At 41.7% G+C, this 11,348-nt stretch carries 11 protein-coding genes; 5 read left to right on the top strand and 6 right to left on the bottom strand.

Features of this window, described 5'->3' with window-relative positions:
- Positions 1–45: 45 nt before the first annotated feature.
- The 3 genes from recU (at position 46) to rsmG (ending at position 3,685) form a co-directional block, all read left to right on the top strand.
- Positions 46–663, top strand: a complete 618-nt coding sequence (recU, locus tag ACEE44_RS09355) for a Holliday junction resolvase RecU (RefSeq protein ID WP_449172037.1) — start codon at positions 46–48, stop codon at positions 661–663.
- Positions 644–2,872, top strand: a complete 2,229-nt coding sequence (gene pbp1a / locus ACEE44_RS09360; RefSeq protein ID WP_449172038.1) for a penicillin-binding protein PBP1A — start codon at positions 644–646, stop codon at positions 2,870–2,872. The genes recU and pbp1a overlap by 20 nt, the downstream gene beginning before the upstream one ends.
- Positions 2,873–2,971: 99 nt before the next feature.
- Positions 2,972–3,685, top strand: coding sequence for a 16S rRNA (guanine(527)-N(7))-methyltransferase RsmG (gene rsmG / locus ACEE44_RS09365; RefSeq protein WP_449172039.1), 714 nt, complete (start codon positions 2,972–2,974; stop codon positions 3,683–3,685).
- Between the two features lie 177 nt (positions 3,686–3,862).
- Here rsmG and ACEE44_RS09370 read toward each other — a convergent pair whose 3' ends face one another.
- The 6 genes from ACEE44_RS09370 to ACEE44_RS09395 form a co-directional block, all read right to left on the bottom strand.
- Positions 3,863–4,696, bottom strand: a complete 834-nt coding sequence (locus tag ACEE44_RS09370) for an energy-coupling factor transporter transmembrane component T family protein (protein WP_449172040.1) — start codon at positions 4,694–4,696, stop codon at positions 3,863–3,865.
- Positions 4,693–6,366 (bottom strand): ABC transporter ATP-binding protein, encoded by a 1,674-nt coding sequence (locus ACEE44_RS09375; protein WP_449172041.1) that lies wholly within the window; start codon positions 6,364–6,366, stop codon positions 4,693–4,695. The genes ACEE44_RS09370 and ACEE44_RS09375 overlap by 4 nt, the downstream gene beginning before the upstream one ends.
- Before the next feature lie 211 nt (positions 6,367–6,577).
- On the bottom strand, positions 6,578–7,561 hold the full coding sequence (trhO, locus tag ACEE44_RS09380) for an oxygen-dependent tRNA uridine(34) hydroxylase TrhO (protein ID WP_172091755.1): 984 nt from the start codon (positions 7,559–7,561) through the stop codon (positions 6,578–6,580).
- 112 nt (positions 7,562–7,673) lie between these two features.
- On the bottom strand, positions 7,674–8,600 hold the full coding sequence (locus ACEE44_RS09385) for a hypothetical protein (protein ID WP_449172042.1): 927 nt from the start codon (positions 8,598–8,600) through the stop codon (positions 7,674–7,676).
- Positions 8,601–8,756: 156 nt separating this feature from the next.
- Positions 8,757–9,305 (bottom strand): ECF-type riboflavin transporter substrate-binding protein, encoded by a 549-nt coding sequence (locus ACEE44_RS09390; RefSeq protein ID WP_449172043.1) that lies wholly within the window; start codon positions 9,303–9,305, stop codon positions 8,757–8,759.
- Between the two features lie 20 nt (positions 9,306–9,325).
- Complete coding sequence (locus ACEE44_RS09395) at positions 9,326–10,174, bottom strand: SAM hydrolase/SAM-dependent halogenase family protein (protein ID WP_449172044.1); 849 nt, start codon at positions 10,172–10,174, stop codon at positions 9,326–9,328.
- 323 nt (positions 10,175–10,497) lie between these two features.
- Between ACEE44_RS09395 and ACEE44_RS09400 the strand changes: the two genes are divergently transcribed.
- Together ACEE44_RS09400 and ACEE44_RS09405 are read left to right on the top strand one after the other, a co-directional pair.
- Positions 10,498–10,713, top strand: a complete 216-nt coding sequence (locus ACEE44_RS09400) for a helix-turn-helix domain-containing protein (RefSeq protein WP_449172045.1) — start codon at positions 10,498–10,500, stop codon at positions 10,711–10,713.
- 1 nt (position 10,714) lies between these two features.
- Entirely contained in the window at positions 10,715–11,221 is a 507-nt protein-coding gene (locus tag ACEE44_RS09405; protein WP_172063085.1) for a DUF2975 domain-containing protein, read from the top strand.
- The last annotated feature ends 127 nt before the right edge of the window (positions 11,222–11,348 follow it).

An 11,348-nucleotide genomic window follows, 5' to 3' on the forward strand; every position in this document is an offset into this window, starting at 1 on the left:
ATTGTGGTATAATATGCTGATATTATTTTATCAAGAAGGAGTTCTATGGTCAATTATCCTCATAAGATAGCTAAAAAAATCAATAGAACCAATTCTGTTTCATCTCAAAAAATTAGCTTCGCAAATCGAGGGATGTCCTTTGAAACTGCTATCAACGATAGCAATCTGTACTACCTAGCTCACGAGATTGCGGTTATCCACAAGAAACCGACTCCTGTGCAGATTGTAAAGGTTGATTATCCGAAGAGAAGCCGTGCGAAAATTGTAGAGGCCTATTTTCGACAGGCATCTACAACTGATTACTCAGGGGTTTTCAGGAAACATTATATTGATTTCGAAGCCAAGGAAACGCGACAAAAAGCATCTATGCCTATGAAGAATTTTCATGAGCATCAGATTGAACACATGAAACAGGTTGTAAAGCAGGGTGGCGTATGCTTTGTTCTTCTTCACTTTTCAACGCTAAAAGAAACCTATCTCTTACCTGCCGTTCACTTGATTGAATTCTACCAAGTAGATAAGGGAAGCAAATCCATGCCTCTCTCTTTCATTCGACAATTTGGCTTTGAGATTCAAATGGGACGCTTTCCAAGCGTACCCTATCTGGAAGTGGTTGAAAAAAATTTATTAGGTGGTGACTCTTTTGAAAACTACAAGTATTAAAAAAACTCTCCTAGTAGTTGCAAACGTCTTACTAGCTGGCTTTATTCTTACCTTTCTAGTCGGTTCACTCTTGGTAGGTTACTGGATAGTAACAGCTCCCAAGCTAACCGAAGAAAGTTTGACAGCCACAGTATCCAGTAAGATTTATGACAAAAACGGAAGTCTGATTGCTGACCTAGGAGCAGAAAAGCGTTCTAGCGCCAAAACTGAAGAAATTCCGACTGATTTGGTCAATGCCATCGTTGCTATTGAGGATCAACGTTTCTTCAACCATCGAGGTGTGGATGTTATCCGTATCGCTGGTTCTTTGGTTAACAACCTGACAGGTGGACGCTTACAAGGTGGTTCAACACTGGACCAGCAGTTCATCAAACTGACCTACTTCTCAACTTCTTCCGAGGACCAAAACATCAAACGAAAAATCCAAGAAGCCTGGTTAGCAACCCAATTGGAAAAAGACAAGACTAAGCAAGAAATCTTGACCTACTATGTCAACAAAGTCTTTATGGCCAACGGGAACTATGGTATGAAAACTGCTGCTAATGCATATTATGGGAAGGACTTAAAGGACTTAAGCCTGGCTCAACTAGCCTTACTAGCAGGTATGCCGCAAGCTCCTAACCAGTATGACCCTTACACCAATCCAGAGGACGCTAAAACACGTCGGGACTTAGTACTAGCTGAAATGCTGGAAGAAAAGTACATCGATAATGCCCAGTACGAGCAAGCAGTACTTACTCCTGTCACAGATGGTCTACAGGCCCTAACCAATGAAACAGCTTATCCTGCTTACATGGACAACTACCTCAAGCAAGTCATTGAAGAAGTAGAAGCCAAAACAGGCTACAACTTATTGACTACCGGTATGGATGTCTATACAAACGTGGACCCTGCTGCACAACAGCAATTGTGGGATATCTACAATACGGATATGTATGTTGCCTATCCTGACGACTTGATGCAGGTAGCCTCTACGGTTGTTGATGTTTCAAATGGTAAGGTTGTCGCACAGTTGGGTGGCCGCCATCAAGCAAGTAATGTTTCCTTCGGTACCAACCAAGCTGTTGAAACCAACCGTGACTTTGGTTCGACCATGAAACCCATCACCGACTATGCTCCTGCTTATGAACATGGCATCTACACTTCAACGGCTGACATTATCGTCGATGGACCTTACAATTTCCCTGGCACAACTATCCCGATCAATAACTGGGACAAGCAATTCTACGGATCCATTTCAATCAAGACAGCTGTTCAGTATTCACGTAATGTGACAGCAGTCAAGGCTCTTGAAGCAACTGGACTAGAAAACTCTCTGGCATTCTTGAACAGTATCGGCATTGATTATCCAGAAATGCACTACTCAAATGCGATTTCTAGTAACACTTCCGATACAGGTCGTCAATATGGTGCAAGTTCTGAGAAAATGGCTGCAGCCTATGCTGCCTTCGCAAACGGCGGAACTTATTATGCTCCTCAATATGTCAATAAAATCGTCTTCAGCGACGGAACCGTTTCTGAGTTTGCTCCTCAAGGCACCCGTGTTATGACGGAAGAAACAGCCTACATGATGACAGATTTGATGAAATCGGTATTGACCTATGGCTACGGTTATACCGCTACCGTCAGCGGTATCCCAATGGCAGGTAAAACAGGTACATCCAACTATACCGATAGCGAAACAGATACTATCCTAGCTTCCATCCCTGAAGCAAACTACAGCTATATGGTTGTACCAGATGAGAACTTCGTCGGCTATTCTAGCCAATATGCTATGGCTGTTTGGACTGGCTATACCAATCGTATGACCCCTATCCTAGATAATGGTATGAGAATTGCCACCGACGTTTATCACCATATGATGGCCTATATGCATTCTGACTATACTGCTACCGAGTGGGAAGTGCCAAGTGGACTGGTGCGATACGGTTCAAACTACTATTTAAGAGGTAGCCGTTCGCTAAACAATGCTTACAATAGTTACAACAATAGTAACAACAACTACAATACAAGCAGTAGCTCAACAACGCCAAGTTCGAGCTACACTGAAACAACAAGTGAACAGAGTGTTCAAAGCACCACTACGGAAACAGCGAGCACTATAAACACTACCGAAACTACTGCAGTTGAAGCTAGCGGCGCTGAAACCACAACAGCTTCAACACCAGCTGCTACTACAACATCCTCTGAGCAAACGGATGGACAATAAACAAAAAGAGGTTGGGCCCAAAGTCTTACCTCTTTCTCTATCCCCGATAACTCTAGCCCAACTCTCCACAATTTCAAAAATTTATGGTAAGATAAAACTATGAAACCTGAAGTATTTTATAAGACCTTGGCTGACCAAGGCATCCAGCTAACTGACACCCAGAAACAACAATTCCATCGCTATTTTCAACTCTTGGTAGAATGGAATGAGAAGATCAATTTAACAGCCATCACTGAGGAAAGCGAAGTCTATCTCAAACATTTTTATGACTCTATCGCTCCCATTCTTCAAGGCCATATCCAAAACGAACCCCTTCGCTTATTAGACATAGGAGCCGGAGCAGGTTTTCCAAGTCTTCCCATGAAAATCATCTATCCTCAATTAGATGTAACTATCATTGACTCTCTCAACAAGCGGATCAATTTCTTGCATTTATTGGCAGAGGAATTGGGTTTGGAGAATGTGCATTTCTATCATGGACGGGCTGAAGATTTTGCCCAAGACAAGCAATTTCGCGCCCAATTTGACCTTGTCACCGCTCGGGCAGTTGCACGTATGCAAATCTTATCAGAGCTAACCATTCCATATTTAAAACTCAATGGTAAACTCATTGCCCTCAAGGCCTCTAGCGCTGAGGACGAATTGGCTCAAGCTAAGAACGCCCTGACCCTCCTTTTTGGTAAGGTCATTGAAAACGTTGACTATCAATTGCCAAACGGTGACCCGCGCACACTGACCATTGTAGAAAAGAAAAAGGAAACTCCCAATAAGTTTCCACGTAAGGCTGGTATGCCAAATAAACGACCACTGTAAAAGAGGCTGAGCAAAAAGCCCAACCTCGCTTCTCAGGGTTTGTGTCAACATCTCAGCGCAGTGGTTGATTGGCAGATTTGTTCGTATTTTACACTCCAAATCTGACCTAATCAACTGTGCGGGGGCGGGAAGACGAACTCTTTTTTTACCAGTCGAGTTCTTTCCCGCTCCCTTTCTCTATCTCCACGGGTTGTAAAAACGTCCACCATTCACAAATAAAAGTCCTATTGTAATGAGAATAAGCACTAAAATAAGGGCTAGAACTAGATAATCAATACTTTGCAAGGCTTGGTAGCTATACCAGGTTCTTTTTTTATTTTTCCCGAAACGACGCAATTCCATGGCTGTCGAAATGGTATCAATTCGCTCTAAGGAACCAAAAATCAAGGGAATAACCAGAGCTAGATTGCCCTTAATACGGTCCATTAACTTGCCTTTCTTAGATAACTCCAAACCACGCGCTTCCTGGGACATCCGAATAGTATAAAACTCCTCCTGAATATCTGGGATATAACGCATGGTCAAACTAACCGCATAGGCTACCTTATAGGATACCCCAATCTGATTTAAGCTTGAAGCAAACTGGCTCGGATGGGTTGTCATCAAAAAGACAAGAGTCAGTGGCACTGTGCAAAAATATTTCAAGAGTAAGTTCAATAGATAGAAAGCCTGCTGGCTGGTCAAGGAATAGGAACCAAAACCAGAAAGGATAACCGTTTCAGCCCCATAGAGCTCTACTCCATATCTGGGTGCAAACAGATGAACCATCAAGGCATTTAAGAGGGCAAAAACAATAGTAAACAGCAGAACAAGGGACACATCCTTATAGCGAATGCCGGATAGTTTAAATAAGGCCAGCGAAAATAGTGCGATAAAGGCAATCAAACGGGTATCGTAAGTCACCATGGCAATAATTGTCACAATCAGGAAAAACAAGAGCTTGGTAACAGCAGACAAATCGTAAATAATGCCTCTTCCTTTATGATAACCAATTAAATGTTGTTGGCTCATTGCCCCCTCCTTTCTTCCTGCATATAGAACATGGTCAATTCCAGTGGGTTTACTGCCAAGCGTTCTGCCAAGTGGAATATAGATGTTTCCTTCAAATTGGCTTCTTCAATGACCTTACTATCTGACAAGATTTCTGCTGGACTAGCATCTTCGATAATCTGACCATCCACCACAACAATAGCCCTATCTGAATAATCCAACATCAACTGCATATCGTGGGTAATCATCACAATGGTATGTCCTTGAGCATTAAGTTGATCCAAGAAATCCATCATCTCCTGGTAATGACGTTGGTCCTGACCAGCTGTTGGTTCATCCAAAAGAATAATCTCAGGATTGAGCACCAAGATAGAGGCAATGGTCACCCTCTTCTTCTGACCGTAGGACAAGGCTGAAATCGGCCACTTGCGGTACTGGTACAAGCCACAAACCTCCAAAATCTTGAAGACCCTAGCCTCAATTTCTTCTTCCGCCACTCCCCTCATTCGTAAACCAAGGGCTACCTCATCAAAAATCATGGTCTGACTGATCATCTGATTAGGATTCTGAAGGACGTAACCAATCCGCTCCGCCCTCTCCTTGACAGAATCATCCTTAATGGATTTACCTTGCCACAATATCTCCCCATCAGGTTGAATAAAGGCACACAAGGCCTTGGCCAAGGTTGATTTTCCAGCCCCATTTTTTCCGACGATGGCTAAGCGCTCACCCTTATAGATGTTTAAATCTATGCCTGAGAGAATGGTTTTATCAGAGTAAGCGAATTGTAAATTGCGGGCTTCCAACAAGACTTCCTTCTCCACTTCTGTCAAGTTGACACTTGGGAGTTGCCCCATTTCTAAAGAACCTAGTTCAAGTTCCCAGACAGAAGAGAGGTGGGCAGCTCTTTCAATTGGATAGCCTAAACCTCGTAAGGTAGAAATATAGAGGGGCTCTCGAATACCATTTTCTCTTAATAGACTTGTCTGCAAGAGCTGATCTGGATGACCATTGAACAAAATCCGCCCTTCGTTGATCAGGATAATCCTATCTACCTGACGATAGAGGACATCTTCCAAGCGGTGTTCAATGATGATGGTCGTCGTTCCTTCTTGCTCATGCAAACGATCAATCAAGTCAATGGTATCTTGTCCAGATTTGGGATCCAAGTTGGCCAGAGGTTCATCGAATAACAAAATAGGACTTTCATCAATCAAGACCCCTGCCAAGCTAACCCGTTGCTTCTGACCTCCCGAAAGATCCTGGGGACGATGGTTGAGCAATTCATTTAGTTCCAAGCGTTCTGCCCAGTCATGAACTCGTTCTTTCATGGTCGCCAAGGTTTCCATGTCATTTTCCAGTGCAAATGCCATATCTTCAGCAACCGAAAGCCCAATAAACTGACCATCTGTATCCTGCAAGACAGTGCTGACCAAGAGAGATTTTTGATAAATGGACTGGTCAAAAGCAGACTGCCCCATCAACTTGAAATCTCCAGAATGGGTTCCCTTATGGATATTTGGAATAATCCCATTTAAAACTTGACCGAGAGTGGACTTGCCTGAGCCAGATGGACCAATAATCAGCACCTTCTCTCCCTCATAGATAGTCAAATCAATCTCATGTAAGGTCGCTTCCGTCTGAGCATTATATTTAAAAGAAAAATTCTTGAATTCGATGACTTTTTTCATATCCCTATTATATCAGAAACCAGCATGAAAAAAAGGAAGAATTCTCCCTTTCTCTCAATCCATGAGCTATGACGAACGATTGAATCGTTTGTTCTCTCCTGAACTGCTATGTTTGGATTGGAAAACGGCTTTCCTAGCTCTAGTCCATCAACAGACTGAACAAGATAGAAAAGAAAAATTGCACTGATTTCTCAATGCAATTTTGGTATTATTAGGCATTTGCTGGAGCAAGGCTTTCACCAAGCGCTTCTAAACGCTCTGCCCATTCTTGGCGAGTCAAGCCATTTTCAGAGATATAACGGTTGCGCTCGTGGGCACGGCATTCAGCTGAACAGCCACGAACATACTTGTGCTCGTTTTCTTCTGACATGAGGGTGCGGCGGTTACAGAATGGGTTACCACAGTTGACATAGCGTTCACATGGTGTGCCATCAAACCAGTCCTTACCAACAACAACTGGATCAACATGGTTGACATCAACAGCGATACGCTCGTCAAAGACGTACATCTTACCATCCCACAATTCGCCACGAACCTCTGGGTCTTTACCATAGGTCGCGATACCACCGTGAAGCTGACCAACATCCTTGTAGCCTTCACGAACCATCCAACCTGAGAATTTCTCACAGCGGACACCACCTGTACAGTAAACCACCACGCGTTTGTCCATGAATTTCTCTTTGTTATCACGGACCCATTGTGGCAATTCACGGAAGTTGCGAATATCTGGGCGGATAGCTCCACGGAAGTGGCCAAGGTCGTACTCGTAGTCGTTACGGGTATCCAAAACAACTGTATCTTCGTCCAAGAGAGCTTCTTTGAACTCTTTTGGTGATAAGTAGGCACCTGTTGTCACAAGTGGGTCAATGTCACTGTCGAAGTCGTTGTCTTCCAAACCAAGGTGAACAATTTCTTTTTTATAACGAACATGCATTTTCTTAAAGGCTTGTTCATTTTCTTCATCAATCTTAAACCACAAATCACTGAACAATGGATTAGCATGAACATAGTCCATGTATTTTTGTGTTGTTTCGTAGTCACCAGAAACAGTACCGTTGATGCCTTCATCAGCAATCAAGATACGACCTTTTAATCCGATAGACTTACAGAAAGCCAAGTGCTCTGCAGCATACTCTTTGGCATTTTCAATTGGAACATACTTATAGTATAACAATACGCGAATGTCTTTTGACATGATTTCTCCTTCTCAATCTTTGCAATAGATGATAGAATTTTGACTTTTCTAGTCAAAGCCACCTTCCATTATATCGCTTACATCATCAAAAAACAAAAATCTGAACTGAAAATTACTCTTCCAATTCAGATTTGAGTTGTTTCAATTTTTCCAAGGCATCATCATTGATGAGTTGGTCCACCTGGCGCTTGTGGCGCTTGGCAATATTTTTCTTCCACTTATCCTCTATGGGATCGGTCTGCTTATCCCTTTTTTTCGGCACTTCCACTGCCTCCTTCTCTTGCCACTCTACATCTTTAATCATCTCTTTCCAGTAGGTGACAATAGCAGAGCAGAGATAGGTTTGTAGTAAGCTCAGCCATTTTTCAACAAAAGTCGACGGTGGTCTATCCTCAACCAAGCGATAAGTCCTTTGGAGTTCAATGAGCTGGGATTGATATTTTTCCCACTGAAGCATGGATTTACTTGGTTTCTTGCTGTAAAGACGGCTTTGCCGGATAACCTCTATATAGGGAGCTACAAATCGGCTAATCCGTATTTTGAGAGAGGAACGGGAAAGGTAGGTTGCAGTCAATAAACCTGATGCTAGGAGGCGTTCCACCTCCCTAGCCTGATTGTCAGGGAAACGATAGTGGACCAAACAGCTAGCCTCTTCTTCTTCAATGAGTAAACGAACCTGTAACCTACCCTTATGCCAACTAGCGAAAATATCCTGCTTAGCATCCCAAGCTTTCTGAAAAAATTGTAGCAAGTAGTAGCCTTGTTTGGTCAAGACATACCAACTTCCCTCTTGATAGAGGTAGTTTCGAATAGCCCCCTTCATGTAAAATTCCCCATGAAAATCATAGAAGGTGGGTTGTTTGTAGCTTGAGGTAGATGGATGATTACTGATGCGAAAGACCTTGTAATAAATCGTATTCCACAAAACACATATATAGAGAGAATCTGTCGTTCCAGACTGATAAATGGTTAAAATCTCCTCACCTGGATTGAGAATAGAATGAATAAGGGGAGCTAGATTTTCTTCTGTCCAAGCCATACATCACTCCTCCCTTCATCAGATAATTTCTATTCTTTTATATTATTATATCATATTGTCAATATCTTTCTCAAAAAAATCAACCTAGAAATTTTCTAGGCTGATAGTAACATTCGGTTTTTATTCTATTTTTGATAGTCCTGTTCGAGAAAGTTCTTACTCTTTTGACAAACTTCCTGTTTTCGTTTGCGAACGAGCATAAACTCCAAGTAGAATAGTACCAGCAATAGCTACGGTAATACTATTGACAATCCCAGCTACCAAACCCTGAGTGAATACCTTATTTGCTGCCTCGCTATAGATAACAATATCCAATACTGGAGCGATAATTCCCCAGGCAATGACATTGGCAACTACTTGGAAGATATTGAAAACTACAATATCTTTTCCTTCAAAAATCCCTTCCTCAACACGAAGACGATTTTTTGCAAAACCTAGCACCAATCCAAAAACTGCTGAAGCTAGTACCCAAGACCACCAAGGTGAACCACCTCTTAGCGCATCAATAAAGGCATGACCAATTAGTCCTACAAAGAAACCAACAATCGGACCAAAAACAATTGACAAGAGCGATTGAACTGCATATTGCAATTGAATATAGGTGTTCGGAACAAAGGTAGGAATGCTAATCAGCAGGCCAGTGACAACAAAGAGGGCGGCACCGATACCGGTAGCAACGACAGTTTTGATAGAATTATTTTTCATAAAATTCTCCTTCATTTTCTTTAATTACTAATGCGTTTGATTTCGATATGCCAGTTTTGACCGACACCGACATTATAGGCCTTGGCAAAGGAACCTTGGTTAATGGCCAAGCCTACTCGATAGAGCGAATTGATATAGAGCAGGGGTTGACCGATGCGGACATCCGCAAAAGACTTGCCATAGGTCACTTGGTTTTGATAGACCAACATATCGTTGTTGTAAATGGTCACTTCAAAACGGTCCTCGAACTGAGGGTTCAAGGTATAAAATTCCTCACGCGTGATTGAGGTCCATAGTGAACCAAAGCGAACATCCAAGATGTCGATAGCTCCTTTGACAAAGTCTGGTCCAACTTCTGTCGGAACGGTTGGAATTTCAACAATATCTGCCACCTGCAACTCTGGTCCAACCTCTTCAAAACTGATATGACCTGAGGCTAATTTTGCACCTGTGTAAGCATACACATCGCGACCATGGAAGGTATAGGAATGCTCCGTATTAGCTCTGCGATTGGCCACTTCTGAAATTTCACGAACCGCTTTGATGCCTACATGTTTCTTGATAAAGGAAAGGGTTCCGTTGTCTGGGGTAACGATATAGTGGTTTTGCTCCGTCAAAGCCACCACACTTTTGCGCTTAGAGCCTACTCCTGGATCAACAACAGATACAAATGTCGTGCCTTCTGGCCAATATTCAACTGTCTGAAAAAGACGGTAAGAGCCTTCAAAAATGTTGTAGGGTGTAATATCGTGGGTGAGGTTGTGAACAACTAGGTCACGTGACTCCTGAAGAGCCACACCAATCATAGCTGACACAGCACCATCTACTAGACCAAAGTCCGATTGTAAAACAAGTAAATTATTTGACATAGCTCCTCCTAAAAATGATACTGTTCTATCATAACAGAAAAGCTAGATGCTTTCAAATAGCTATTTTCTAGGAAGAGTTATAGTTATCTATTATAACTAGATAATACTACAAACTTTCTCAGTCACACAAAAAATAAATTTTTTAATAAAAGGCTTGCAATTCAAAGATTATTGTTTTATAATAATTTCACAAGAGATATTATCATAAAACAATAATAATAGAAGGTTTGCTATGAAAAAAAGTTTAATCAAAACAGCAAGTTTGTTAGTTAGTGTAACAAAAAAGCACCAACTAACAACCGAGAACAGCGAGTTTATCTGATATGGAAATGATTCGCGTAAACTTAGACAAGGTCCTCAAAGACCGACAAATGACTTCCAAGGACTTGGCAGAGCAAGTCGGGATTACCGAGGCCAACCTATCCATCCTCAAAACAGGCAAGGCCAAAGGCATTCGTTTCAATACCCTGATGAGCATCTGCCGAATCCTAAACTGCCAACCAGGAGATATTTTGGAATATGTGAATGAGGGGGAATAGCATGAACAAAAAGATATTTTTCAACATCGTCATACAGTTGCTAACGTTTATTCGTTATGGATTGATTGCCTTAACAGGACTGATAATGTTGGCACTTCTTATTCTACTTATAGGCGGGAAACCTATTCAAAATAGTCTACAATTAGATGTCCCCCTGCCTATCATTGTTATTATTCTAATCATAAGTATCCTATTGGTAGCCTGCTTTATCTACATGGCCACCATACTCAAAAAATTGCTCATCAACTTTCAAACAGGAACTATTTTCTCAACTGAAAATGTATTCTATACAAAGATAATTTTAGGAACTCTGATCGTATGGACTAGCATACAATTTGCAAGTGCTTTTTTCCTATCTTACCTAGATTTAGAGAATGTAAGTGCCTTATATGACTTTTCACTCAGTGACTACTTCATAAATGGTGTGTTGATTATTATTGCACTACTAGCAAAGATGGTTTTGGAAAAAGGTGTGCTTTTACAAGCTGAAAATGATGAAATTATATAAGGAGCCCATGATGAAAAAGTATATTTCCCTCATTGCACTCTGCATGATGATATAGTTAATTGAAACAAGAACAGGACAAAAGTGCCTCAAGGAAAGTATCGCAATTTGGCAATACTTTTCTGAGGTG

The organism is Streptococcus sp. 32226D021BW, from assembly GCF_053545015.1.

Bases quoted from the DNA above. Each gene is read 5' to 3' on its own strand.
- ACEE44_RS09370 (WP_449172040.1), bottom strand. From the start codon at position 4,696: ATGAGCCAACAACATTTAATTGGTTATCATAAAGGAAGAGGCATTATT.
- trhO (WP_172091755.1), bottom strand. From the start codon at position 7,561: ATGTCAAAAGACATTCGCGTATTGTTATACTATAAGTATGTTCCAATT.
- ACEE44_RS09385 (WP_449172042.1), bottom strand. From the start codon at position 8,600: ATGGCTTGGACAGAAGAAAATCTAGCTCCCCTTATTCATTCTATTCTC.
- recU (WP_449172037.1), top strand. From the start codon at position 46: ATGGTCAATTATCCTCATAAGATAGCTAAAAAAATCAATAGAACCAAT.
- ACEE44_RS09375 (WP_449172041.1), bottom strand. From the start codon at position 6,366: ATGAAAAAAGTCATCGAATTCAAGAATTTTTCTTTTAAATATAATGCT.
- ACEE44_RS09390 (WP_449172043.1), bottom strand. From the start codon at position 9,305: ATGAAAAATAATTCTATCAAAACTGTCGTTGCTACCGGTATCGGTGCC.
- ACEE44_RS09395 (WP_449172044.1), bottom strand. From the start codon at position 10,174: ATGTCAAATAATTTACTTGTTTTACAATCGGACTTTGGTCTAGTAGAT.
- rsmG (WP_449172039.1), top strand. From the start codon at position 2,972: ATGAAACCTGAAGTATTTTATAAGACCTTGGCTGACCAAGGCATCCAG.
- ACEE44_RS09405 (WP_172063085.1), top strand. From the start codon at position 10,715: ATGAACAAAAAGATATTTTTCAACATCGTCATACAGTTGCTAACGTTT.
- ACEE44_RS09400 (WP_449172045.1), top strand. From the start codon at position 10,498: ATGGAAATGATTCGCGTAAACTTAGACAAGGTCCTCAAAGACCGACAA.